This window comes from Methylobacterium sp. A49B, assembly GCF_053346215.1.
This window is the reverse complement of sequence record NZ_JBKFBO010000117.1, coordinates 338,330-361,757: the sequence shown is the minus strand read 5'-3', so window position 1 is coordinate 361,757 and position 23,428 is coordinate 338,330. Positions and strand designations below refer to the sequence as shown.

Here is a 23,428-nt window from a genome sequence, read left to right as displayed (position 1 = left end):
CGGCGGACCGGTGTCGGAACGATCAGGATTGGGCGGCGGCCCTGCCTTGCTCGACCCGGAGCTTCACGTCCAGTGTCTCGGTGCCGCCGCCGGTGCGGCTGCCGCGGATCGGCGCCGCGCCGAGGTAATCCAGCCCGGTCGCCACGCGGATGTAGTTGTCCGACGGGCTCACGTCGATGCAGGGGTCGAACGCCACCCAGCCGAGATCGGGCACCAGGGCCTCGACCCAGCCGTGCGGCGCCTCGACCTCCGCCTGCCCGTCGTCGCGGGCCCGGTAGCCCGCCACGTAGCGGGACGGGATGCCGATATGGCGGGCGGCGGCGATGAAGACGTGAGCCAGATCCTGGCAGACGCCCGTTCCCGCCGCGAAGGCCTTGGCGGCTGGGACAGCACTGGTGGCGGGCCCCGGCTCGTAGGTGACCGCGCCGTGGACCGCGCCCATTAGACGATGGAGCAGGGCCAGGATCGCGGCGTCCCCGTCCGTGGCGACGCGCTCGGCGAAGGCGTGAAGCTCCGGGCTGGCGGCGCACAGGTCCGTGTCGCGCAGGTAGAACTCGTCCGGCAGGCGCTCCACCGTGCCGCGCACCACGCCGTGGGTGTCGTCGGTGTCGACCTCGCCGGTGACCCGGATGGTCAGGGCGTCGGCCGGTTCGTCCGGGGTGAACCAGTGCACCTTGTTGCCAAAGCCGTCCTCGCGGGCGGTGAGGCGCCCGTCGACCGTGGTGTCGATCCGCCACGTGCGGACATACTGGCCGTCATGGTCCCGGGGCGTCAGGCGCAGGACCTGCACCAGTCCGCGGGCCGGTTGCTCGTAGGTGTAGATGGTCTCGTGGACCACGCGGATGCGCATGCGCCGAGCCTGTGCGTGTTCGTCAGAGCATCATCCCGGCCGGTGGCTGCCGGGTTTCGGGATGATGATGCACAATCGAGAGGCTGAGGCGCCGGTCCGGATGCCGCATCCGGGCCGGCGTCTCAACCGACCAGATACTGCTTGGCGATCGCCTCGCCCACCCTGTTGTTCTCGGCGATGAACGCCTCCACGAACTCGTGCAGCCCCGTGGCGAAGACCCGGTCGATGTCCTCGCCCTCCAGTTTCGCCAGCATGTTGCCAGCGAGCCGCTGGCTCGGGCCGCGGCGGCCGTAGGCATCGGCGATGAGGTCGAGATACTCGACGATCACGCCGTAGCAGTTCGAGAAGGAGCGCGGCATCTGCTTGTTGAGCATCAGAAGGTCGGCCACCAGCAGCGGCTTGATGCTCTCCCGGTAGACCCAGTGATAGGCGTTGAAGGCCGAGACCTCGCGCAGGATCGTGGTCCACTGGAAGTAGTCGAGGCTGCCGCCCACCGTCTCGTCGTGCGGCAGCAGAATCTGGTACTTGACGTCGAGGATGCGGGCGGTGTTGTCGGCACGCTCGATCGCGGTGCCGAGGCGGGTGAACCAGAAGGCGTCGTTGCGCAGCATCGTCCGGAAGGCCGAGCCGTCGAAGGTCAGCGAGACGGTCTTCACCCAATCGAGGAAGCGGCCGAACTCGTCGCGGTTGAGGTCCTTGCCGGCGTAGTTGCGCAGTTCCAGCCACGCGCCGTTGATCGCGTCCCACATCTCTGTGGTGAGCGCGGTGCGCACCGAGCGGGCATTCTCGCGGGCCGCCTCGATGCAGGAGCGGATCGAGGACGGATTGTGCGGGCTGAAGGCCAGGAAGTCACAGACCGTGTCGGCATTCACCGCGCTGTAGTGGGTCTTGAACGCGTCCGCGTCGCCGGCCGAGGCGAGGGCCGAGTCCCACTCGTTGCTCTCGCCGCCGCCGTAGCTCGACGGCAGCGAGGCGAAGCGGTGCGCCGCGTCGAGGATGCGGGCGACGAAGTCGGCGCGCTCGACGTAGCGGGAGAGCCAGAAGAGGCTGTCGGCAGTCCTGGAAAGCATTGTCTTTCAGCCAAATCGCGTGGAGACCGAACGCCGCGCCGTGAACCACCCTGACGTCAGCGACATCAGGCGTCGAGCACCCAGGTATCCTTCGTCCCGCCGCCCTGGCTGGAGTTGACCACCAGGGAGCCCTCTTTCAGCGCCACGCGGGTCAGGCCGCCCGGCACGATGCGGATCTGGTCGGCCCCATTGAGCACGAAGGGCCGCAGATCGACGTGGCGCGGTGCCACGCCGGAGGCCACGAAGGTCGGGCACGTCGAGAGCGACAGGGTCGGCTGGGCGATGAAGCCGTCGGGGGCGTGGCGGAGCTTCTTGGCGAAGTCATCGAGCTCGCGTTTGCTGGCGTGGGGGCCCACGAGCATGCCGTAGCCGCCCGAGCCGTTGACCTCCTTCACCACCAGCTCCGACAGGTTGTCCATCACGTACGCGAAAGCGTCCTTCTCGCGGCAGCGGTAGGTCGGCACGTTGTGCAGGATCGGCTCCTCGCCGGTGAAGAACTGCACGATCTCCGGCATGTAGCTGTAGACGGCCTTGTCGTCCGAGATGCCGGTGCCGACCGCGTTGGCCAGCGTTACGGAGCCGCGCTCGTAGGCGTTCATCAGGCCCGGCACGCCCAGCACCGAATCCGGGCGGAAGACGAGGGGATCGAGGAAATCGTCGTCGAGGCGGCGGTAGATGACGTCGACCTTCCGCGGACCCTCGGTGGTGCGCATGTAGACCACGTCGTCCTTGGTGAAGAGGTCGGACGCCTCCACCAGCTCGACGCCGAGCTTGTCGGCCAGGAACGAGTGCTCGTAGAACGCCGAGTTGTAGCGCCCGGGTGTCAGCAGCACGACCGTCGGGTCACGGGTCGCCGAGCCCGGGGCAAGGCTCCGCAGGGTGGCGAGCAGCGCGTCGGGGTAGTTCTCCACCGGCGCGACGCGGTGCTTCGAGAACAGGTCCGGGAACAGGCGCAGCATCACCTCCCGGTTCTCCAGCATGTAGGAGACGCCGGACGGGATCCGGGCGTTGTCCTCCAGCACGAAGAAGTCGTTCTCGCCGGTGCGGACGATGTCGATCCCCGCGATGTGGACGTAGAGGTCGTGGGGCACCCGGAAGCCGCGCATCTCCATGCGGTAATGGGCGTTGCGATAGACCAAGTCGGCGGGGATGATGCCGGCCTTGATGCACTCCTGGGCGCCGTACACGTCCTTGAGGAACAGGTTGATGGCGGTCACCCGCTGCTTCAATCCCCGCTCCAGGAAGGCCCATTCCGGCTTGGTGATCACCCGCGGGATGATGTCGAACGGGATCAGGCGCTCGGTCGATTCGTTGTCGCCATAGACCGCGAAGGTGATGCCGATCCGGCGGAACAGCAGCTCCGCTTGGCTGCGGCGGGTATTGAAATGCTCGGGCGGCGTGGAGTCGAGCCAAGCCTTGAGCTGGCCGTAGGCGTCGCGGACGGCGGCCGGTTCGGCGGCGTCGATGCCGTTCATCTCGTCGAAGGCCGTCACCGCCATCTCGCTCCTCCCGTACGCTCCCGCTCTTGAGGCAAGAGGCGCGCCACGCCGTCATGGCTATATCCGCGCTCGACAACGCTCAAGCCGGCTGGAGGATCAGATCAGCTTCAGGCCTTTCAGGCTCGCATGTCCGTTTCGGCCCAGGATCACGTGGTCGTGCACGACGATCTTCAGCGGCGCCAGCACGGCGACGATCTCACGGGTCATCGCCACGTCCGCCGTCGAGGGGGTCGGGTCCCCCGAAGGATGGTTGTGGGCCAGGATGATCGCGGTCGCCGAGAGCTCCAGCGCCCGGCGGGCGACCTCGCGCGGATAGACCGGGGTGTGGTCGACCGTGCCGCGCCCCTGCACCTCGTCGGCGATGAGGTGGTTGCGCTTGTCGAGGAACAGGACGCGAAATTCCTCGCGCGACGCGAAGGCCATGGTGACGCGCAGGTAGTCGTGGAGGGCGGACCACGAGTCGAGCAGGGCGCGGTCCCGGATCGCCCCGCGGGCGAGTCTCCGGGCGGCGGTCGCGATCACCTTGAGGTCCGAGGCGACCCCGGCGCTCACGCCGTCCACCTCCATGAGGCGGGCGGGCTCGGCGCTGAGGACTTCGGCGAAGCTTCCGAACCGGGCGACCAGCGCCTTGGCCAGCGGCTTGACGTCCCGCCGCGGGATCGCCCGGAACAGCACAAGTTCCAGCAATTCGTAATCTGGAAGCGCGTCGCCCCCTGCGGCCGCGAACTTCTCCCGCAGGCGATCGCGGTGGCCGTGATAGTGCGGCGGCTCCTTCTCGACGGATGCTGGGACGGCGCTGTCGGCGAAGAGACCTGCCTCACCGTCCTCCGTCCGCGGCGTCACGGCCGGTCAGGCGGCCGGATTGACGGGCTGGTGTAGCCCCTTGGGCGAGATCGTGAAGATCTCCACGCCGGTCTCGGTGACGGCCACGGTGTGCTCGAACTGGGCTGAGAGGGAGCGGTCGCGGGTCACGGCGGTCCAGCCGTCGCCCAGCACCTTCACGGCGGGGCGCCCGAGGTTGATCATCGGCTCCACCGTAAAGAACTGGCCGGGCTTGAACGGCACATCGTAGCTCGCCTCGACGTAGTGCAGGATCGTCGGCGCGTCGTGGTAGGTCCGCCCGAGGCCGTGGCCGCAGAAGTCGCGCACCACGGAGCATCGCTCGCTCTCGGCATAGCTCTGGATCGCCCGGCCGATGTCGTTGGTCGAGCCGCCGGGCTTGACCGCCGCCACGCCGCGCATCAGCGCCTCGTAGGTGATCTCGCACAGGCGCTGCGCCTTGCGCGGGACCTCGCCCACATAGGCCATCCGGCTCGAATCGCCGTGCCAGCCGTCGAGGATCAGGCAGATGTCGAGGTTGACGATGTCGCCCTCGCGCAGGGGCTTGTCGTTGGGGATGCCGTGGCAGACGACGTGGTTGATCGAGGTGCAGATCGATTTCGGGTAGCCGCGGTAGAGCAGAGACGCCGGGTAGGCGCCGTGATCCATGGCAAATTCGTAGGCGAGCTTGTCGAGCGCCTCGGTGGTCACGCCGGGCTGCGTGGCCTCCATGAGCAGGTCGAGGGCCTCGGCCGTGAGGCGACCCGCCCGGCGCATGCCTTCGAATCCCTCGGGCCCGTGGATCGGCGGCTCCGGGGCGCGGCGCGTGCCCTGCGCGGTGGCCTGTTCCTGCTGCATGGTTGAGACTTTTCGCGGCGTCGTCTGAGGGTCGTCCGCCCTATGTACGGTGTGGCGCGCGGCAGGCCAAGACGCGCCGGACCGAGACGCGTGACGCCGTCGGCGGGCGAGGCTTGCGCCGGTCGCGGGGCTGGCGGCATAAGCGGCCGCAAGGCGCCCGGGAGCGCGCGGGCAGATTCGCCGCGCGGTCGGTTGCGAGGCAGGCGAGGGCCGGATGGCAGGCAAGGCGGTACCGCACTTCCACAATGAGCCGGGCGTCCCGGTGATCACCGTGGGCGTGAAGGAGTTCATGTGCATCGGCGCGCTGCCGCCGTTCGATCATCCGCACGTGTTCCTCGACATGGGCGCGGACAGCGAGATCATCTGCCAGTACTGCTCGACGCTCTACCGCTACCGCGCGGGCCTGAAGGCCGACGAGGCGGAGCCGCACTCGTGTGTGTGGCACGACGACGCCAAGCTCGCGGCGGAGTAGGCGTCGCCCGCAGTGCCCTCGGACCTTCGACCTCTGCGGATCGGGATCGTCGGGGCCGGGATCGGCGGGCTCACGACGGCCCTGGCGCTGTCGGATGCCGGTCATTCCGTCACGGTCATCGAGCGCCGGACCGGCTTCAGCGAGGTCGGCGCCGGGATCCAGATCTCGCCCAACGCGAGCCGGGTCCTGGCCGCCCTCGGCCTCTCGGCGGCCCTGCGCCGGGCGGCGAGCGAGCCGCCGGCCGTGGAGGTGCGCGCCCTGGACAGCGGCCGCCGCATCGGCGGCGTCAGCCTCGGGCCGCGGGCGCAGGACCGCTTCGGCGCGCCCTATTACGTGATCCATCGCGCCGACCTGCAGACCTTGCTCCTGGATGCTCTGCGGAGCCGGCCGGCGATCCGCCTGATGATGGGCCGCGCCGTCACGGGCCTGTCCGAGACAGACGTCGAGGCGCGCCTCACTGTCGAGAGCGCCGGCGGGCCTCAGGATCTCGGGTTCGATCTCGTGATCGGGGCGGACGGTCTGCGCTCACGGCTGCGCGCGCATCTCGACGCGGCGCCGCTGCGGCCGGGTCGGGCGGCCGCGTGGCGGGCCCTCGTGCCGATCGAGGCGGCGCCGGAGGCCCTGCGCGGCGCGACGACCGGCCTCTGGCTGGGGCGGGGCCGGCACGTGGTGCATTACCCGGTGCGGGACAGCCAGTTCCTCAACGTCGTCGCAGTGGTCCCGGAGGCGGTGGGTGACGAAGGTTGGGGCCGGCTCGGCGAGCCAGCCGTGCTGCGGGCGCATTTCCGCGGCTGCGCCGGGCCGCTGCGCGACCTGCTGACGTTGCCCGATTCGTGGCTAGTGTGGTCGCTGGCCGACCGGGCGGTTGCCCGGCCGATCGCGCGCGGCCGGCTCGCTCTGATCGGCGACGCGGCCCACCCGGTCCTGCCATATCTGGCACAGGGCGCCGCCCTGGCCATCGAGGATGCCGCGGTGCTGACATGGGCCCTCGCCGAGCATCGCGACGTGCCGGCGGCTCTGTCGGCGTACGCCGAGCGCCGTGCCGCGCGGGTCCGTCGCGTCCAGAAGGCCGCGCGCAGCAACGGCCGCACCTATCACGCCGGCGGGCTCCTGGCGTTCGTGCGCGACGCCGTGATGGCCCGCCTCGGCCCGGACGGCATGCGCGAGCGCTACGCTTGGCTCTACGGCTGGACGCCGCCCGCTTGATCGCGCCCGCGGCCCCCGCTACCGAGGGCGCGGGCGGACGTGGCGGAACCGGTAGACGCACGAGACTTAAAATCTTGCGGCCGCAAGGCCGTGCGGGTTCGAGTCCCGCCGTCCGCACCACAGGCCCGCGCCGCCGACGCCGTCCGCCTTTGCGCGGGGCACGCCGCTGCGCGAGCACGATCCGTCGCATTTGAGCGACCCATGCAACGACCGCTTGTCGGCTTCGTGTCACGATCGTCCGGAGGAGATTTCGGATGATCGAGGCTGTACGCACCGCCACCACCGGGATGACCCAGGCGGCCGACCGGTTCGGGACCGCCGCGCAGACCATCGCGTCGAGCGGCGCACCGGTCGGCGCCACGGCGTTGGCTCCCGCCGACCGTGTGGATCTGTCCGGCGCCGCTGCCGAGCTGATCGGCTCGAAATCCGCCTTCGCGCTGAATGCGGCCGTGGCCCGCACCGCCGACCGGATGACCGGCCAGCTCCTCGATGTCAGCGCCTGAGGGCGGGCAGCGCCAGACCGGCGAGAATCGCGGCTGCCGCGAACAGCAGGCCGACACCGACGAGCCGGTAGGCGACCACCCCGACAAGGCCGCCCGCCAGGAACGCGCCGACGGTGACGAGGTGCAGCCGAAGCCGTTCCGGATCATGCGGCTTCATCGGCCCGGCCCCGGTCGCGCCGCGATCCAGCCAGCGGGCCAGCTCGATGCCGATGTCGGTGACGATGCCGGTCACGTGCGTGGTCCGCACCCGGGCCTCGGAGATCTTGGTCACGACCGCGTTCTGAAGGCCGAGTACGAAGCTCAGGCCAAGAACGAGGACGTGGCTCCGGGCGGGGTCATGGAGCGGCAGCACGAGCAGGCCCGTGCCGGCAAGGAGTGCCGCCTCGGCGCAGACGCTGTACGCATAGGCTCCGACGTCGGCCCTTCGGCGCCGATGGCGAATCAGCAGCGTCGATGTCGCGGCACCCAGGACGAACAGGACGACGATCAGCAGCGCCTGCGCCGCCAGGACGATATCGCCCGTGCCGGTTCGGTCCGAGATGGCCGAGATGTTTCCGGTCATGTTCGAAGCGTACAGGCCGACCGCGTAGAATCCCGCGGTGTTCAAGGCTCCCGCCACGGCCGCCAGGGACAGGGCGAGATGCCGGTCGGCCTCAGGTGTGCGCGTCTCGCCGTCGTGGACCAGCATGAGCTCGCCGTCAGCAGGGGCGTCGGGTAACGGGCTGGCGGCCGAGGTCGATCGGGACGTTCATGTCGCTCAGCCGCCGCACATCCCGACCGGACTCAAGCGACGACATCGTCGCCGGATTCCGGAAAAGCCTTCGGGAGTTTCGCCCGATGGGCCTGAACACTTGGTTCATGCCCGGCCGCTCGGTACGCCCCTCTTCGACCAAGTGTCGCGGTTTCGGCCCTACCAGCCGCGATAGCCGTAGCCACCGTCCCAATCGCCGTGCCAGTGGCGAGCGGGGCCGTAGCCGACCGGCACGCGCTCGTACGTGACGACTCGCCGGGTGGCATAGACCGGAGCCTCCTCTTCGTAGACGCGGTAGGCGGGCGCGGGCCGAACCGCGACCGGCGCGGGGGCGTAGCCGTAATCCGCATAACCGTAGCCCGGCGCCGCGTGGGCCTGCGTCGCGGCACCGATCAGGGCACCCGCGGCGAGGCCTCCGATGATGCCCGCCGCGATCGCGCCGCCGCCGCGGGCTTCGGCTTGCGTAGAGGCCAGGGAGCCCGCGCCGATCAGCGCGGCGGCCGAGAGCAGAGCGATGCGTGTCATGACCTGTCTCCAGATGAAGCGCGGGAGCCCCGGGGCGTCCCGGATCACGGGAGGCAACATCTCACGGCCACGCTGCACCGGGTCTGAAGCGCGCCTGCAGCCACCGTTCAGCTTGCATAGGCCGCCTCGATGCATCCTGACGGAGACGGGTCCCGGAAGGTCGGATGGACTGGCAGCGAAGCGTTTGCGCGACTCATGCGGCGCTCGAGGCGCGTGTTTCGCCGGATCGCGGCGCCAGGCCGCGCAATCCGCGCCGCCGAGGGTCTCACGCCTCCCGTGTCGTCGCGGAGCGGGCGGTCGCCCAGGAGCCGAGGAGCCGGGTCGCGGCGGCAGCCGGATCCGCGGTCCGCATCAGGCCGCCCATGACGGCGACGGCGGCCGCACCGGCGTTCCGGCATTCCGCGATCCTGTCCGGCTCGATCCCGCCGAGAGCGATCACCGGCACCCCCATTGCCGCGGCCGTCGCGACACCCTCAGGACCGAGCGCGGGGCCGTAGCCGGGCTTGCTCGCCGTCGCGTAGATCGGGCTGAGCGTCACGTAATCGGCGCCGGCCGCCGCTGCCCGTGCAGCCTCCTGCGGTGCATGGGCCGAGATGCCGATCAGCGCCCCCTCCCCCAGCGCTGCCCGCGCGGCCGCGACCGCCTCGGGACCCGTGCCGCCGCCGAGATGAAGGCCGTCGGCTTCGAGGGCGCGCGCCAGCGCGATGTCGCCGCCCACCGTCAGGAACCCGCCGGCCGCGCGCACGCGCGCCGAGACAGCCGCGCCGAGGCTGCGGCGCGCAACCGCGTCCAGATCCTTGTCGCGGAACCAGATCCAGCGGCCGCCACCGTCCAGGATCGCCTGGACGGTCTCGGCGAGGGAACGCCCGCGGCCGTGCCGGTCCGTCACCGCCAGCAGCGACGACGGCAGAGCCCTCACGAGCCCACGAGGCCGAGTTGCGGACTCGATGGCTCGGCCCGGCCGCGCCTCGGAATCCGTCCGGCCAGATGCGCGTCGCGCCCAGCCTCCACGGCCCGGCCCATGGCGCGCGCCATGCGCACCGGGTCATCGGCCTTGGCGACCGCCGTGTTGATCAGGCAGGCGGAGGCGCCGAGTTCCATGGCGATCACCGCGTCCGAGGCGGTGCCGATCCCGGCATCGACCACGACCGGCACCTTGGCACGGCGACAGATCAGCTCGAGGTTGGCGGGGTTGGCCACACCCATCCCGGAGCCGATCAGCGAGCCCATCGGCATCACGGCAGCGCAGCCGAGATCCTCCAGGCGCTGGCAGACGATCGGATCGTCGTTGCAATAGGGCAGCACCACGAAGCCCTCGTCCACGAGGTGGCGGCAGGCCTCGATCAGCTCGGTCACGTCCGGATAGAGCGTCTCCCGGTCGCCGATGACCTCGACCTTGATCCAGTTGGTGTCGAGAGCCTCCCGGGCCAGCTCGGCGGTCATGATCGCGTCGCGTGCAGTCTCGCAGCCGGCGGTGTTGGGCAGGAAACGCTTGCCCTTGAGGATCTTCACCGTATCCGAGCCGTGGCCCTGGAGAGAAACCCGGCGAATCGAGGCCGTCACCACCTCGGCGCCGCTGGCCTGCACGGCATCGCGCATGATCGCCTGGGTGGGGTAGCCGGCGGTGCCGATGAACAGCCGGGACGACAGGTTCACGCCGGCGATGGTCAGGCTGCCCTCCCCGCTGTCGGGGTGCAGCGGCGTGACGGTTCGGTCCATTCTCAACCTCCCTGCATGGCGCGGACGATCTCGACGCGGTCGCCCTCCGCGATCGGCGTCTCGCCCCAGTCCCGGCGGCGCAGCACCCGACCGTTAAGCGCGATGGCGACGCCCTGCGGACTCTCGATCCCCGTCTCCTCCGCCTCCAGGCGGAACAGGGTGTCGACGGTGTCGGCCTCCCGCTCGCGGGGCTCGCCGTTGATGAAGAGCCTCATGCCGATTCCCTCAGAGGCTCGGCCCGTCCGAACCGTGCCCGTCCGAAGGGCCGGGCGATGGCCGGCAACGTGCCGTGCGTCACCAGCTCGGCGATGGCTTCGGCGGTGGCGGGGGCGAGCAGATAGCCGTTGCGATGGTGACCGGTGGCCACGACCAGGCCGGGGGCGAGTTCGTCGAGGATCGGCGCGTCGTCGTCCGAGGTGGGTCGGTAACCGCACCAGACCGCTTCGACCTCCATCTCCTCGATGCCGGGGAGGACACGCCGAGCCCCCTCCAGCAGCGCGTAGAGTCCACCCGCGGTCACGCCTGGCCGGAAGCCGCAATCCTCCACGGTTGCGCCGACGATGAGCTGGCCGTCGCTTTTCGGGGCCATGTGGACCTGCTCGGTCCAGACCATCCGGGCAAGCCCGCCCGTGCGCGCGGTGGTGCGGAGGGCGAGCGATTGTCCTTTCAGCGGTCGGACCGGCAGGGCGAGGCTCTCCGGCAACAGGCCTCCCTCTCCGCTCCAGGCGCCGGATGCCAGAATGACGGTGCCGGCCGCTATGCCGTGCTCGCCGGCACGGATGCCCGTTACGCGGCCCCCCGACCAGTCGAGACCGCTGACGGGCGTCCGCTCGGCGAGGAGCACGCCGGCCCGGCGACAGGCCTCGCCGAGGGCGGCCATGACCAACCGGGGATCGACCTGATGGTCCAGGTTGCAGTGGATCCCGGCGGTGACCGACGGGCGCAGGCCCGGCTCCAGCCGCCGGACCTCGCTGCCCGGGAGCCAAGTCGCTTCGAGCCCGGACCGCCTCTGGAGATCGTAGCGGAAGCGCAGGCGCTCGACCTCATCCCGGCCGATCGCCAGCACCAGGGTGCCGTCCGGACGATAGTCGATCGCCCCGCCCGACTCGGCCTCCAGGGCATCGCGGAAATCCGGCCAGAGCCGGAGCGACTCAAGGGCGAGCGGCAGCAGCGGGTCCGAGCCGGGCTCGTGCTCGGCGGCCGGCGCCAGCATGCCTGTGGCCGCAAGGCTCGCCCCCGCCCCGATCGTCTCCCGCTCAAGCACCGTCACGGTGCGTCCTGTCCGGGCGAGCCGCCACGCGATCGACAGCCCGATCAGCCCGCCGCCGACCAGGGCGATGTCGGTGCGGGCCGGCAGAGCAGCTGACGCACCGAAGCCGTCCGCGCTGCGGCGGCGGCCGATCGGTGAGTCGGGACGGTTCAGGGGCACTGGCATCTCCGCGGATTGCCGCCGCGGGGATCGGGCCGTGCGCTTCTGTGAGAAGCTGTGGCCTACCCTGCGGGCGGCCGCGGTCCAATCCCTACGCCGGTATGAGCCGGATCAGGTTCGAAGGATTTCCGCGCCGCAGGTCCTGACGGACGTGCCAGCGGTTTCTCAGCCCCTTGCCGGGGATCTCCCTGGAACGGGTACAGATGTGGTCGCCGGAAGGCTTGTGGTCAACCCCGTCCTTCGGGGCGCGACCAGTTGCGGCGGCATCCGTATCGCTGCCGTCACCAAAAAGCGCCGAGATGAGGACGCGATCGCGACGGCGACGGACAGGCTCAGAGCACGATGCGTCTCGCCCCAAAGCCCGACGTCGCGGGCGAGCGTGCGATCCGCGACGCGTTGCCGGCCCCGGAGGGCGAGGTCACGCCGGTGGCGTCGTGCAGAAGTCCATATTTACGTGCCAGCGGGCGAGCGCAGCGCATCCCAACACGGTTTTTGCGATCTCGATGCTCGATGGACCGTAGGCGAGCGCATGTGAAATCATCGATCAAGCAGTAAATTCTGAATAATAATTCTTTTACTGAGGTCTATATATGTAATTAGAGGCTTGTATATTGCTAATAATGGGATTCAACCGTTCAAAAATCAGAATTATTCTCCAAAATTTTCTCCATGTTCTCGGAGTTGATACGGCAATGGCTTTCCGTTCATGATGCGTCAGCTTGAATCAGCGCCCCGTTGAGCGCTCTTTTCTCAGGTCGGTCATGAAAGAATTCAGTGCAACGGTTTGTCTTTCGATGATCGTGAGGAATGAAGCGCCAGTTATAAAGCGTTGTCTCGACTCGGTAATCCCCTTTATCGATCACTGGATTATCGTCGATACGGGATCGACCGATGGAACACAGGAGAAGGTCCAAGCGGCGCTGGCTGGTCTGCCGGGCACGCTCGTGGAGCGGCCCTGGGTGGACTTCGCCTACAATCGGAACCAGGCGCTCACGTTGGCCCGGCCCCATGCCGACTACTCGCTGATCATCGACGCCGCCGCCGAACTCATCATCCCGGACGATTTCGTGCTTCCGAAACTGCAGGATGCTGGATACACTTTCCAAATCGTGGAAAATCGAGTTCAATACAGACGGATCCAGCTCGTAAGCAATAAATTGAACTGGTGTTATCGGGGTGTCATTCACGAGTTTCTGGAATGTTCCGGCAATCCGGAGACACCGGCGCTGCCGTTGTCCATGCGCTACGGCGACGACGGGGCGCGGCATCGCGACCGAGTGACCGAACTGCGCGACATTGCGGCGATGGAGAAGGCTCTATCGACCGAAGCAGATCCGTTCCTGATCTCACGCTATACGTTCTATTTGGCAAGATCGTACCGCAATACGGGCCAGCATTTCAAAGCTCTCGACCACTTCTTGCGGCGAGGCGAATTTGGATTCGACGAGGAAGAGGTTTACCTGAGTCTGCTCGAGGCCGTGTGTATCATGGAGAAGCTCGGCGCACCGGCCGAATCCGTTTTGAAGATGTATGATCGGATCATAGCAATCTGTCCGGACCGCGCTGAGGCGCGTTACAGTGCGAGTCGTTATCTGAGATCGCAAGGGAAGTTCGCGGCGGCACTGTCCTACGCGGAAGCGGGCATCGCTTTAGATGTGCCCGCTGAAGGTGTCAGCGTCGATACGTCCGTGTATAAATACGGTATGTTGCATGAATTGGCCGATAGCGTATTCCATCTTAAAAAATACCGACTTTGTATATCGACATGTTTAAAAATCATGAGGCAAGCCGATGTGACACCCGATATCCTTCAGCGAAGCATCACCTTGGCTCGTGAGGCGCTGGCCAAATTGACTGATCCTGCCTGGGGCTGTCAGCCGGTACCTTACACATCGGACTTTATGCCGGATTGGCAAATTTGAAGACCGTTGGGCTCGCGTATCCGAATGCGAGGGCAGCAGTTCCAAGATACGTCGGAGCGTGGGGGCTCATTCGCTTCCGCAGAAGATCTCCAGGAGTTTGACATCCGCTATAATTGATCAAGATCGTTCTCTCTCTGAACAAGCCGTGTTATCGTTTTGTACTCCACGAGGAATATTGCCACACAATCGGATTTTCTACCAGGAACTAACAGGATCTTTATTTAACAGATAAATGAATAAGTAAGCTTTATAAAACTAGAACTTCAGATTTACTTCGCAATCAGTCTTGAGATAGACACTCGCGGCCGCAATGATCGCGGCGTTCTCGGTATGCCGGGGGATTCATGGCATGAACGCATCTGGCCAGACAATATGTTTGTCTATGATCGTCAAAAACGAGGCGCACGTTATTACAAGATGCTTGGAATCTGTTCGGCCGTTTATTGATCATTGGATTATCGTCGACACCGGCTCCACGGATGGAACCCAGGACGTGATCCGCACCGCGATGATCGATATGCCCGGCATGCTCGTCGAACGGCCGTGGGTCGACTTCGCGTTCAACCGGAACGAGGCCTTGAGCCTAGCTCGGTCACGGGCCGAGTACTCGCTGATCATTGACGCCGACGACGACCTGATCGTTCCCCCAGGATTCGTCATGCCCGAATTGAGCGACATCGCCTATCAGCTAGAAATCGTCGATGATCAAACAAGCTATTGGCGCAACCATCTTTTGAACAATCGAGTGGATTGGCGTTATCGTGGCGTCGTACATGAGTTTCTGGAGTGTTCCGATAAGCGTGAGGTGGAGGCTCTACCGCTGAAAATTCGGCGTGGCAAGGACGGAGCACGTCATCTCGATGATGCGACCGCCCAACGCATGATTGCTGTCTTGGAGCAGGCGTTGAAGACCGAGACGGATCCATTCATGATCGCGCGCTACAATTTTTACCTCGCAAACGGCTATTTTGAAACGTCCGAATATTGCAAGGCTATCGATTTGTATTTGAAGCGTGCAGATCAAGGTTTTTGGGATGAAGAAGTTTTCCTCGCGCTGCTGTCGGCTGCCGATGCGATGGAGCGCCTGGACGAACCGGCGGCTGCGATCTTGATGCTTTATGAGAGGATGATCGCCATCAGGCCGGAGCGTGCGGAGGCATGGCTCGGAGCCAGCCGATATTGCCGGCGCAAAGGAAACCACGCCGCAAGCTATCGCTACGCGGAGGGGGGCGTTGGCCTGGACCTGCCGAGCAAAGGCCTCAGTTTGCACCCTTGGGTCTATGCCTATGGCCTGCGGGAGGAACTTGCCCTCAATGCGTTCCACTTAGGGCAGTCTGCCGTCTGCCTGTATAATTGCACCGAGATACTGGTGCAGTCGAACATACCCGACGAGGTGCGTGCGCGCGTTCGCGCGCTGGCGCGCCAGGCGCTCACCCAGATTGTGGAACCCATATGGGGCTGCCGGCCACTGCCCTACAGTTCGCAATACGATCCTCAGTGGCGAGCTTAGCGCGGTCCGAAGCGTCCACATCGGGATTCGCGGCGCCAGTCATCGACTCTGTTCGGCGAGCGCGCCCGGGGCGCGCGTTCAGCTCGCCTTGCGCGGCCGCAGAAACTTCGGTCGGAATACCGCCATCGGCTCCCGGAAGCCGTCGAGCTGATGCTCGCCGAGGGGAATCGGATCGCCCCACAAGAAATCCACGAACGGCTTCGACATCAGCAGCGGCTCGCCCAGGATCCGATTCATCTGCGCGAGGCGGCTCGCGAGGTTCACGTCCCGGCCGATGACGGTGAAGTCGAGGCGCGAACCCGATCCGACATTCCCATAAGCGGCCTCACCGTGGTGAAGCGCAATACCGGCGGCCACCGGCACGGGAAACTGGTGCAGCGCGTTCGCCTCATCGAGAGCCGCCAAGGCGTGCTGCGCCGCCGTCAGCGCCCCCTTGGCGGCGCCGCCGAGATCGTCGCCGGACTCGCGGAAGATCGCCAGCAGGCCATCGCCGAGATACTTCAGCACCTCGCCGCCCTCGCGCTCGATCGGCGGCACGAGGCAGTCGAAGAACACGTTCAGCAGGCCAACCACCTCCTCGGGCGTCATGTCGGCGGAGGTGCGGGTGTAATCGCGCATGTCGGCGAACAGGATTGCCGAACGGATCCGCGTCACCTGCCCGCGGCGGATATCGCCCGCAAGGATCGCCCGGTGCGGTTCGTCGCCGACGTAGAGCCGCAGCACATGGTCGAGCTGCTTGTTGAGCACGCGCATCTCAGCGACCGCGGCGAGCGCCGGCATGACGAAGCGCAGGATCGCGATGTCGTCCTCGCCGAATCCCTTCGGTGCGCGGGTGGCGAAGGTGATGCCGTTCTTGGTGCCGTTGGTGAAGAACAGCGGCGCCACGACGTAGTGGGTGTAGCCGCCGGCCTTCAGGTCCGGGACGATCGCGTAGGCATCGTCCGGTGTCTCGGACAAATCGAGGATCAGCCACTCCCCGGTCTCGTGGACCGTGTGGAAGGGAGAGTTGAGGTAGGCGTCGGTCGAGCGGGCGCCGTGCGGGAACAGCCGGACGGTGGTGCCGCCGTCCCGCGTCCAGATGCGGCCGACGCCGGCATATTCCGAGTGCAGGGTGTCGATCGCCGTGGAAGCCCGGTCCACCGGCACCCCGATGGCAATCAGCCGCTCGGCGAGTCCTGCGAGCATCTCTTCGGCGTTCGGCATCCGCGCGCCTTCCCCGAGCAGCCAGTCGCGGATGCCCACGGAAGGCTGGAGGGCGCCGAAGGGGACGTCGTCGGCTTCGGAGCCGTCCGCGAAGGCCGTCGGCGCTCCGGTGTTTGACGGGCGGCGTTCGAGCATGGCGCCAGACTGGATGCCGCGAAACACCTTGGCAACGCGGTCGACGAGAAAAGCGCCGCGACGGCCGCCGCGGCGTGGGCTCAGTTGTCCAGGAAGCTCCGGAGCTTCCGGCTGCGCGACGGGTGCTTCAGCTTGCGCAGGGCCTTCGCCTCGATCTGGCGGATGCGCTCGCGTGTCACCGAGAACTGCTGGCCGACCTCCTCGAGGGTATGGTCGGTGTTCATGCCGATGCCGAAACGCATGCGTAGCACGCGCTCCTCGCGCGGCGTGAGCGAGGCGAGCACCCGCGTGGTCGTCTCGCGCAGGTTCGACTGGATCGCCGCGTCGATCGGCAGGACCACGTTCTTGTCCTCGATGAAGTCGCCGAGATGGCTGTCCTCCTCGTCGCCGATCGGCGTCTCGAGGGAGATCGGCTCCTTGGCGATCTTCAGGACCTTGCGGACCTTCTCCAGCGGCATGGCCAGCTTCTCGGCCAGTTCCTCCGGGGTCGGCTCGCGGCCGATCTCATGCAGCATCTGGCGGGACGTCCGGACAATCTTGTTGATCGTCTCGATCATGTGCACCGGAATGCGGATGGTGCGGGCCTGGTCGGCGATCGAGCGGGTGATCGCCTGCCGGATCCACCACGTGGCGTAGGTCGAGAACTTGTAGCCGCGGCGGTACTCGAACTTGTCCACCGCCTTCATCAGGCCGATGTTGCCCTCCTGGATCAGGTCCAGGAACTGCAGGCCGCGGTTCGTGTACTTCTTGGCGATCGAGATCACGAGGCGCAGGTTCGCCTCGATCATCTCCTTCTTGGCCTGCCGGGCCTCGCGCTCGCCCTTCTGGACCATGTTGACGATCCGGCGGTACTCGCCGATCTCAAGGCCCGTCTCGGAGGCGAGATCGAGGATCTGTGCGCGCAGCTCCGCCACCTGCTTCGAGCCGCGCTCGACCAGGTTCTTCCAGCCCTTGCCGCCGAGCGTGCCGACGCGCTCCATCCAGTTCGGATCGAGCTCGTAGCCCTGGTAGTGGCGCAGAAACTCGTCGCGGGCGACCCCGTGGCTCTCGGCGTAGCGCATCAGCCGGCCCTCGTGGCCGATGAGCTGCTTGTTGATCGAGTAGAGCTGCCCGACCAGAGCCTCGATGCGGTTGTTGTTGAGCGACAGGGACTTCACGTCAGCGACGACGATGTCCTTGAGCTCGACCTGCTTCTGGTTCTGGGCGGGCGTGTTCTGCTCGCCAGCAGCCTTGCGCTCGGTGCCTTCCGTCTGGAACTTGCGCAGCTTGCGGTAGTTCGCCGCGATCGCGTCGAAGGTCTCCAGGACCCGCGGCTTGATCTCGGCCTCCATGGCGGCGAGCGAGACGTTGTTCTCGAGGTCGTCCTCGTCGTCACCGCCCTCCGGGGGCGCCGGCGGCTCGCCGTCCTCCGATTCCTCGCCCTCGGCGATCTGCGGCGCGTTCTTCCCGTCCGGCCCGGCGTAGGTCGCCTCGAGATCGATGATGTCGCGCAGGAGGACCTTCCCCTCCACCAGCTCGTCGCGCCAGATGATGATCGCCTGGAAGGTCAGCGGGCTCTCGCAGAGGCCGGCGATCATCGCCTCGCGGCCGGCCTCGATGCGCTTGGCGATGGCGATCTCGCCCTCGCGGGACAGAAGCTCCACGGAGCCCATCTCGCGCAGATACATGCGCACCGGGTCGTCGGTGCGGTCCGTGGGCTCCTTGGTTGTGGTAGCGACCGCGACCGCGCGCGCCGGCGCGACCTCGGCGACCTCGCCGCCCTCGGCCTCCTCCTCCTCGCCATCGGCGGATTTCTCGCCAGCGGCCTCGTCGGTCTCCTCGGCCTCGACGACGTTGATGCCCATCTCGGAGAGCTGGGAGAGCACGTCCTCGAGCTGGTCCGGGTCGGACTGGCCCTCGGGCAGCACCTCGTTCACCTCCTCGTAGGTCACGTAGCCGCGCTTCTTGGCGAGCTTGACCATCCGCTTGACCGAAGCATCCGTCAGGTCGAGGAGCGGCCCGTCGGTCGGCTGCTCGGGGGCAGCGTCCGTCTCGTCCCGTTCCGTTGCCTTCGTTGCCATGATCAGCCTATTGTTTCGCACGCGGCGCGCGGCGGAGGCCGTGGTGAGGCCGGTCCAAGCCTGCGACGCCGCTTTCTGAGAACCGCGCCGGATCGCTCCGGTCGCGTTGAGTCGTCGGTTTCCGTATGCAAGCCTGAGGCTTGACCGATTATTAACTATGGCGGGGCGTTCCCCCTCCGCCACCGCCATGGCACAGCCATCACGCGGCCGTCGAGTCGTTCGACACCGGCACGTCGGCCTCAGCCTCGGCGGCGATGACGGTTTCCAGCCTCGCCTTCACCTCGCAGAGCCATGCCCACCCGGCATCGGTCGGATCGTTCTCAAACGCCTGCCGTGCTTCGCGAAGTTCGCTATGTAGCGCGCCTGCCTGCCGGTGCAAGATCATCGCCTGTCTGAGGGCGTCCGCGCGGTGTGCCGGGTCCGCATGCGGAGCCAGGGTTGTACGGTCACGCGAGCGGGCCAGGGTCAGGATCCGGTCGGACGCTGCAGCGAGTCCAGCGCGTGTGATGCGATTTTGCAACACGTCCGGGTCCGTACGCTGCTCCTCGGCCGCGCTGGCGAGCAGGACCGACAGCAGCGCCTGCGCGTCCGGATCCTCGAAATCGAATTCGGCGATCTCTTCGGCGAAGTCCGCGAGCATCTCGGGATGCGCGAGGAGCGTGCCGATGATCACCGCCTCGCGCACCGCGGCGGCGCCGGTGAAGCCCGCGGAGGCGGTCACCGACGGGCTCGGGCCGCCGGTGATACGGGGCGAGACCGGCTCGCCGGGACGGGTGAAGCGGGTGCGTCCGCGGGTGGCCGGCCCGGCGGCACGCGCCCCCCGGGGTGACAGGCCGCGCAGCCGCTCCTCGATCTCGTCGCGGTAGTAGCGCCGCACGGTCTCATCGCGGATCGTCGCGACGGTGGTGCGCAGGGTCTGGGTCAATCCGGCCCGCCGCTCAGGCGTATCGACCGGCCCGGCCTCGACGGCGCGCCGCCATAGCAGCTCGGAGAGGGGCAGCGCGGCCTTCAGCACCTGATCGATCGCCGCCGGTCCGCCCGAGCGCAACAGGTCGTCGGGGTCCTGTCCGCCGGGGAGCAGCGCGATCCGCAGCGACCGCCCCGGTTCGAGGAGTGGCAGCGCGAGGTCCAGCGCCCGGAACGCCGCCCTCTGACCGGCCTTGTCACCATCGAAACACAGGATCGGCTCGTCGGCATGGCGCCAGAGCAGGCCGAGTTGGTCCTCGGTCAGCGCGGTGCCGAGCGGCGCCACCGTCTCGGGATGGCCCGCGAGCGTCATCGCGATCACGTCGACGTAACCCTCGACCGCGATGATCGAGCTCCGATCATGCGCGGCCTTCCGGGCGCCGTGGAGATTGTAGAGCGTCCGGCCCTTGTGGAAGAGCGGCGTCTCCGGGGAGTTCAGGTACTTGGCGCGCACCTCCTTGGCGAGCGCCCGGCCGCCGAAGGCCACCACCCGGCCCCGGGTATCGGTGATCGGAAACATCACCCGGTCACGGAAATAGTCGTACGGGACCGACACACCCTCTCCGGCGGCCAGCAGGCCCATCTCGACCATCAGCGCCTTGTCGACGCCCTGTCCGGCCAGATGATCGCGCAGGGCGTAGCGCTCGTTCGGCGCGTAGCCGAGCCGGAATTTTTCCTGGACCTCCGGCGCAAGCGCCCTTCGCTCGAGATAAGTGCGGGCCTCGCTGCCCTGGCCGGAGCGCAGCCGCTCCTCGAACCAGCGGGCGGCCATCTCCATGACCTCGATGGCACCCGCGCGCTTGGTCTCGGCGGCGCGGTTGTCCTCGGTGGGCGCGGGGAGGCTGACGCCGGCTTCCCCCGCCAGCCGCTCGACCGCCTCGGGAAAGCTCAAGCCCTCCGTTTCCATCAGGAAGGTGAAGATGTCGCCGTGCTTGGAAGACGAGAAGCAGTGGTAGAACTGCTTCTGGTCATTCACGTAGAAGGAGGGAGTCTTCTCGGCGTTGAACGGCGACAGGCCACGCCACTCCCGGCCGGCCTTCTTCAGCTTCACGCGGCGGCCGACCACCGACGAGGCCGGCAGCCGGGCGCGAATCTCTTCCAAGATATGGGGCGGATAGCGCACGGGGCCTGGGATGGGTTGCGTGAACCCATCCTTATAGCGCGTGACACGTAACCGAGTCCTTCGCACCCCCGAAATCCGGTGGAGGATAGCGGGGAGAGGCTCAGCTCCCGTCAGCCCTTGGCCGCCAGCGCGGCCTTCACCAGCCCGCTCGCCTTGCCGAAATCCATTCGGCCCGCGAAGGTGCCCTTCAGGGCGCTGATCACCTTACCCATGTCCTTCGGGCCGGCGGCGCCGGTCTCGAGGATCGCCGCCTCGACGGCCGCCTTGATCTCGGTCTCGTCCATCTGCTTCGGAAGGAAGCCTTCGATGATGCCGATCTCGGCCCGCTCGGTGGCGGCAAGTTCGGGGCGTCCACCCTGATCGTAGACGCCGGCCGATTCGGTGCGCTGCTTGATCATCTTCTGAAGCAGCGACAGGATCTCCTCGTCGGAGATGGGTTCCTTGCCGAGGCCCCGCGCCTCGATGTCCTTGTCCTTGAGGGCGGCCTGGATCATCCGGATGGTCGCGAGCCGCTCCTTGTCGCCGGCCTTCATGGCCTCCTTCATCTCGGTCGTGAAGCGCGCGCGCAGCATGTTGGTGAGCCTTCCAAAGGTCGAAACGGGGGGCTGGCCTGCGATTTGCGGATGTTGAGCCCGGCGAAAAGCGGGGCCACATTGACCCCATCGCGGGCCGCTCGCTAAGAGCGCCACACACGATCATGCTGCAAGCCGAGAGCGCCACAAGCCGGCGCCCGCCTTCGGCCGGACATAAGCGAGACTCGACCCATGCTGCAAGACGCCGCCGCGCCCGCTCCCGAGGCTCGGGCCCCCGAGCCCTGGGCCGAGCCCGTGGCGACGGCGCTGCTGGTCCTGGCGGACGGCACCATTCTCGAGGGCTTCGGAATCGGGCAGACCGGCATCGCCGACGGCGAGGTCTGCTTCAACACAGCGATGACAGGCTATCAGGAGATCCTGACCGATCCGTCCTATGCCGGCCAGATCGTCACGTTCACATTCCCGCATATCGGCAATGTCGGCACCAACGACGAGGATCTGGAGAGCCTGGAGGCGGCGCCGGCCTCGGGCGTGCGCGGCACCGTGATCGCCTCCGCGGTGACGAAGCCGTCGAACTGGCGCTCCTCGTCGCACCTCGACGGCTGGCTGAAGGCCCGCGGCATCGTCGGCATCACCGGCGTCGATACGCGGGCGCTCACTGCCCGCATCCGCGATCAGGGTATGCCGAACGCGGTCATCGCGAACGATCCCGAAGGCAGATTCGATCGGGAGGCCTTGAAGGCCCGCGCGGCCGCGCTCGCGCCCATGGAGGGACTGGACCTCGTGCCCCCGGTGACGAGCCGGGCGCCGTCCGAATGGTCGGAGACCGTCTGGGCGCTGGGCGACGGCTACGGCAAGCGCGCCCCCGGCGAGGGGCTCAAGGTCGTGGCCATCGATTACGGCGTGAAGCGGAACATCCTGCGTCTCCTCGCTCAAGCCGGCTGCGACGTCACTGTGGTGCCGGCCACCACGCCCGCCGAGGAGATCCTGGCGATGAAGCCGGACGGCGTGTTCCTATCGAACGGCCCCGGCGATCCTGCGGCAACCGGCGCCTACGCGGTTCCGGTAATCCGTAAGCTGCTCGACGAGAAGGTGCCGACCTTCGGCATCTGCCTGGGCCACCAGCTCATGGGCCTCGCCCTGGGCGGCCGGACCGTGAAGATGAACCAGGGCCATCACGGGGCGAATCATCCGGTCAAGGACAAGACCACCGGCAAGGTCGAGATCGTCTCGATGAACCACGGATTCGCGGTGGATCCGAACAGCCTGCCGAACACGGCGGTCGAGACCCACGTCTCGCTGTTCGACGGCTCGAATTGCGGGCTGACGCTGACCGATCGTCCAGCCTTCTCGGTGCAGCACCACCCGGAAGCGTCGCCCGGTCCCCGCGACAGCCACTATCTCTTCGAGCGCTTCGTGACGCTGATGCGCTCCGGCGAGCCGGAGGCCGCGAAGAACAGCTGAAACGGCGTTTGCCGCGCCCGAGCGCGGCGGCCGCGGCGAAGCAGGCCTGACAGCCAAGTTCGCGCTCGGTGCGTCCCGTCCCTAAATCGTGGCGCTGCATTCGCCAAAACGGTCGGGCTGGAGTGATTCGCCTCGGGCGTCGTCGATCACGCGATCCCAAACGAGCCCTGCCGGGGCCATAAAATCCGCCAGATCGACTGGCTTATGCACACCCACGACGACCCGCGAGCGGCGGCGCCCCCGCCACCGCCGCCACCGTCGCAGGGGAATGCCGGATGACCATCGACGAGGCGCGCGACGACTTCTCCCGCCTGCACCGCACGTTCACGTTCCATCTGGGCGTGGCGGTGAGCCTGTCCTGGTTGACCGCTCTCACCGCCGCCTTCTACGCACCCTGGGTGCGCAACATCCGGGCTCTGATCGATCCGGTGGCCGGGCTCGACCGCGTCGAGAGCACGGTGTCGTATCTCTTCGCCCTTCCCGCGGTCCTCGCCCTGGCCTGGGTTTCCCTCTATTTCGGCCGCGAGACCCTGCGCCGCGCACAGACGCTCTCGAACGTGGCGGTCGAATTCGCGGCGGCCGCCATGGTGGCCTTCGGGGTTTTCTATCTCTCGATCGACCGGGCCGTCGCCGCCCTTCTCGCGGGCTTCTGAGATCGGCCATGCACGGCGCGCGCAGCGAGGCTGCGCGGTTGCAGCGGCCTTCCAATGCGCCCGTGGCCCGTGTAAACGCGGGGCTCAACGACAATCCCGCCACGCGCGTCCGGGAGCAGGGCTGAACCCAGCCGTGCCCGATCGGGCGCGCTTGGCCT

22 protein-coding genes, 1 tRNA gene and 1 riboswitch are annotated in these 23,428 nt (G+C 67.4%); of the genes, 8 read left to right on the top strand and 15 right to left on the bottom strand.

The features are described from left to right. Nucleotides 1-22 precede the first annotated feature (22 nt). The 5 genes from ACLBX9_RS22960 to map all read right to left on the bottom strand — a co-directional run bounded on the left by ACLBX9_RS22960 (nt 23) and on the right by map (nt 5,096). Nucleotides 23-850, bottom strand: coding sequence for a transglutaminase family protein (locus ACLBX9_RS22960; protein WP_447720540.1), 828 nt, complete (start codon nt 848-850; stop codon nt 23-25). Nucleotides 851-972: 122 nt separating this feature from the next. Further along, complete coding sequence (locus ACLBX9_RS22955; protein ID WP_010684114.1) at nt 973-1,920, bottom strand: alpha-E domain-containing protein; 948 nt, start codon at nt 1,918-1,920, stop codon at nt 973-975. 65 nt (nt 1,921-1,985) lie between these two features. Then, nucleotides 1,986-3,419: a circularly permuted type 2 ATP-grasp protein gene (locus tag ACLBX9_RS22950; protein ID WP_447720539.1), complete on the bottom strand. Its 1,434-nt coding sequence runs from the start codon at nt 3,417-3,419 to the stop codon at nt 1,986-1,988. A gap of 96 nt (nt 3,420-3,515) precedes the next feature. Beyond that, a complete protein-coding gene (gene radC, locus ACLBX9_RS22945) occupies nt 3,516-4,262 on the bottom strand; it encodes a RadC family protein (RefSeq protein WP_447720538.1) in 747 nt (248 codons plus the stop codon). Between the two features lie 6 nt (nt 4,263-4,268). Further along, the gene (gene map / locus ACLBX9_RS22940; RefSeq protein WP_010684117.1) at nt 4,269-5,096 is read right to left on the bottom strand and encodes a type I methionyl aminopeptidase; all 828 of its coding nucleotides are present in this window, start codon (nt 5,094-5,096) and stop codon (nt 4,269-4,271) included. Nucleotides 5,097-5,310: 214 nt separating this feature from the next. Here map and ACLBX9_RS22935 point away from each other — a divergent pair, with 214 nt between their 5' ends. The 4 genes from ACLBX9_RS22935 to ACLBX9_RS22920 all read left to right on the top strand — a co-directional run bounded on the left by ACLBX9_RS22935 (nt 5,311) and on the right by ACLBX9_RS22920 (nt 7,277). Beyond that, the gene (locus tag ACLBX9_RS22935) at nt 5,311-5,568 is read left to right on the top strand and encodes a zinc-finger domain-containing protein (protein ID WP_447720537.1); all 258 of its coding nucleotides are present in this window, start codon (nt 5,311-5,313) and stop codon (nt 5,566-5,568) included. 12 nt (nt 5,569-5,580) lie between these two features. Continuing rightward, nucleotides 5,581-6,774, top strand: coding sequence for an FAD-dependent monooxygenase (locus tag ACLBX9_RS22930; RefSeq protein ID WP_447720536.1), 1,194 nt, complete (start codon nt 5,581-5,583; stop codon nt 6,772-6,774). Between the two features lie 33 nt (nt 6,775-6,807). Next, nucleotides 6,808-6,894: transfer RNA gene (locus tag ACLBX9_RS22925), tRNA-Leu, on the top strand. A 134-nt stretch (nt 6,895-7,028) separates the two neighbouring features. Next, nucleotides 7,029-7,277, top strand: a complete 249-nt coding sequence (locus ACLBX9_RS22920) for a hypothetical protein (protein ID WP_010684120.1) — start codon at nt 7,029-7,031, stop codon at nt 7,275-7,277. On the opposite strand, the gene ACLBX9_RS22915 is transcribed toward ACLBX9_RS22920, so the two are convergent. From ACLBX9_RS22915 to thiO, 6 genes are all read right to left on the bottom strand, one after another. After that, a complete protein-coding gene (locus ACLBX9_RS22915; RefSeq protein ID WP_010684121.1) occupies nt 7,267-7,965 on the bottom strand; it encodes a YoaK family protein in 699 nt (232 codons plus the stop codon). The genes ACLBX9_RS22920 and ACLBX9_RS22915 overlap by 11 nt on opposite strands. 222 nt (nt 7,966-8,187) lie before the next feature. Further along, nucleotides 8,188-8,553 (bottom strand): hypothetical protein, encoded by a 366-nt coding sequence (locus ACLBX9_RS22910; RefSeq protein WP_447720535.1) that lies wholly within the window; start codon nt 8,551-8,553, stop codon nt 8,188-8,190. 265 nt (nt 8,554-8,818) lie between these two features. After that, on the bottom strand, nt 8,819-9,472 hold the full coding sequence (locus ACLBX9_RS22905; protein ID WP_447720534.1) for a thiamine phosphate synthase: 654 nt from the start codon (nt 9,470-9,472) through the stop codon (nt 8,819-8,821). Beyond that, on the bottom strand, nt 9,469-10,272 hold the full coding sequence (thiG, locus tag ACLBX9_RS22900) for a thiazole synthase (protein WP_447720533.1): 804 nt from the start codon (nt 10,270-10,272) through the stop codon (nt 9,469-9,471). Before thiG ends, ACLBX9_RS22905 begins: the two co-directional genes overlap by 4 nt. Nucleotides 10,273-10,274: 2 nt before the next feature. Continuing rightward, nucleotides 10,275-10,487, bottom strand: coding sequence for a sulfur carrier protein ThiS (gene thiS / locus ACLBX9_RS22895; protein ID WP_447720532.1), 213 nt, complete (start codon nt 10,485-10,487; stop codon nt 10,275-10,277). Next, on the bottom strand, nt 10,484-11,707 hold the full coding sequence (thiO, locus tag ACLBX9_RS22890; protein WP_447720531.1) for a glycine oxidase ThiO: 1,224 nt from the start codon (nt 11,705-11,707) through the stop codon (nt 10,484-10,486). Before thiO ends, thiS begins: the two co-directional genes overlap by 4 nt. 64 nt (nt 11,708-11,771) lie before the next feature. Next, nucleotides 11,772-11,900, bottom strand: a riboswitch (TPP riboswitch). A gap of 562 nt (nt 11,901-12,462) precedes the next feature. Between thiO and ACLBX9_RS22885 the strand changes: the two genes are divergently transcribed. Both ACLBX9_RS22885 and ACLBX9_RS22880 read left to right on the top strand, forming a co-directional pair. Further along, entirely contained in the window at nt 12,463-13,623 is a 1,161-nt protein-coding gene (locus ACLBX9_RS22885) for a glycosyltransferase (RefSeq protein ID WP_447720530.1), read from the top strand. Nucleotides 13,624-13,972: 349 nt separating this feature from the next. Continuing rightward, nucleotides 13,973-15,133 carry a tetratricopeptide repeat-containing glycosyltransferase gene (locus ACLBX9_RS22880; RefSeq protein ID WP_447720529.1) on the top strand — a complete coding sequence of 387 codons (1,161 nt, stop codon included), beginning with the start codon at nt 13,973-13,975 and terminating at the stop codon, nt 15,131-15,133. 78 nt (nt 15,134-15,211) lie between these two features. Here ACLBX9_RS22880 and ACLBX9_RS22875 read toward each other — a convergent pair whose 3' ends face one another. The 4 genes from ACLBX9_RS22875 to ACLBX9_RS22860 all read right to left on the bottom strand — a co-directional run bounded on the left by ACLBX9_RS22875 (nt 15,212) and on the right by ACLBX9_RS22860 (nt 21,192). Then, nucleotides 15,212-16,471: an adenylate/guanylate cyclase domain-containing protein gene (locus ACLBX9_RS22875; RefSeq protein WP_447720528.1), complete on the bottom strand. Its 1,260-nt coding sequence runs from the start codon at nt 16,469-16,471 to the stop codon at nt 15,212-15,214. An 80-nt stretch (nt 16,472-16,551) separates the two neighbouring features. Continuing rightward, complete coding sequence (gene rpoD, locus ACLBX9_RS22870; protein ID WP_010681966.1) at nt 16,552-18,531, bottom strand: RNA polymerase sigma factor RpoD; 1,980 nt, start codon at nt 18,529-18,531, stop codon at nt 16,552-16,554. 199 nt (nt 18,532-18,730) lie between these two features. Beyond that, nucleotides 18,731-20,620: a DNA primase gene (gene dnaG, locus ACLBX9_RS22865; RefSeq protein ID WP_447720527.1), complete on the bottom strand. Its 1,890-nt coding sequence runs from the start codon at nt 20,618-20,620 to the stop codon at nt 18,731-18,733. Nucleotides 20,621-20,730: 110 nt separating this feature from the next. After that, nucleotides 20,731-21,192, bottom strand: a complete 462-nt coding sequence (locus ACLBX9_RS22860) for a GatB/YqeY domain-containing protein (RefSeq protein ID WP_010681968.1) — start codon at nt 21,190-21,192, stop codon at nt 20,731-20,733. Nucleotides 21,193-21,384: 192 nt separating this feature from the next. On the opposite strand from ACLBX9_RS22860, the gene carA reads away from it, so the two are divergent. Further along, entirely contained in the window at nt 21,385-22,617 is a 1,233-nt protein-coding gene (carA, locus tag ACLBX9_RS22855; protein ID WP_010681969.1) for a glutamine-hydrolyzing carbamoyl-phosphate synthase small subunit, read from the top strand. Nucleotides 22,618-22,892: 275 nt separating this feature from the next. Continuing rightward, nucleotides 22,893-23,270 (top strand): hypothetical protein, encoded by a 378-nt coding sequence (locus ACLBX9_RS22850; RefSeq protein ID WP_447720526.1) that lies wholly within the window; start codon nt 22,893-22,895, stop codon nt 23,268-23,270. The last annotated feature ends 158 nt before the right edge of the window (nt 23,271-23,428 follow it).

Coding starts and splice junctions, on each gene's coding strand:
- ACLBX9_RS22920 (WP_010684120.1), top strand. CDS start 7,029: ATGATCGAGGCTGTACGCACCGCCACCACCGGGATGACCCAGGCGGCC.
- rpoD (WP_010681966.1), bottom strand. CDS start 18,531: ATGGCAACGAAGGCAACGGAACGGGACGAGACGGACGCTGCCCCCGAG.
- ACLBX9_RS22950 (WP_447720539.1), bottom strand. CDS start 3,419: ATGGCGGTGACGGCCTTCGACGAGATGAACGGCATCGACGCCGCCGAA.
- map (WP_010684117.1), bottom strand. CDS start 5,096: ATGCAGCAGGAACAGGCCACCGCGCAGGGCACGCGCCGCGCCCCGGAG.
- ACLBX9_RS22955 (WP_010684114.1), bottom strand. CDS start 1,920: ATGCTTTCCAGGACTGCCGACAGCCTCTTCTGGCTCTCCCGCTACGTC.
- thiO (WP_447720531.1), bottom strand. CDS start 11,707: ATGCCAGTGCCCCTGAACCGTCCCGACTCACCGATCGGCCGCCGCCGC.
- thiG (WP_447720533.1), bottom strand. CDS start 10,272: ATGGACCGAACCGTCACGCCGCTGCACCCCGACAGCGGGGAGGGCAGC.
- ACLBX9_RS22885 (WP_447720530.1), top strand. CDS start 12,463: ATGAAAGAATTCAGTGCAACGGTTTGTCTTTCGATGATCGTGAGGAAT.
- ACLBX9_RS22915 (WP_010684121.1), bottom strand. CDS start 7,965: ATGCTGGTCCACGACGGCGAGACGCGCACACCTGAGGCCGACCGGCAT.
- ACLBX9_RS22850 (WP_447720526.1), top strand. CDS start 22,893: ATGACCATCGACGAGGCGCGCGACGACTTCTCCCGCCTGCACCGCACG.
- ACLBX9_RS22860 (WP_010681968.1), bottom strand. CDS start 21,192: ATGCTGCGCGCGCGCTTCACGACCGAGATGAAGGAGGCCATGAAGGCC.
- ACLBX9_RS22960 (WP_447720540.1), bottom strand. CDS start 850: ATGCGCATCCGCGTGGTCCACGAGACCATCTACACCTACGAGCAACCG.
- carA (WP_010681969.1), top strand. CDS start 21,385: ATGCTGCAAGACGCCGCCGCGCCCGCTCCCGAGGCTCGGGCCCCCGAG.
- ACLBX9_RS22880 (WP_447720529.1), top strand. CDS start 13,973: ATGAACGCATCTGGCCAGACAATATGTTTGTCTATGATCGTCAAAAAC.
- ACLBX9_RS22910 (WP_447720535.1), bottom strand. CDS start 8,553: ATGACACGCATCGCTCTGCTCTCGGCCGCCGCGCTGATCGGCGCGGGC.
- ACLBX9_RS22935 (WP_447720537.1), top strand. CDS start 5,311: ATGGCAGGCAAGGCGGTACCGCACTTCCACAATGAGCCGGGCGTCCCG.
- ACLBX9_RS22875 (WP_447720528.1), bottom strand. CDS start 16,471: ATGCTCGAACGCCGCCCGTCAAACACCGGAGCGCCGACGGCCTTCGCG.
- thiS (WP_447720532.1), bottom strand. CDS start 10,487: ATGAGGCTCTTCATCAACGGCGAGCCCCGCGAGCGGGAGGCCGACACC.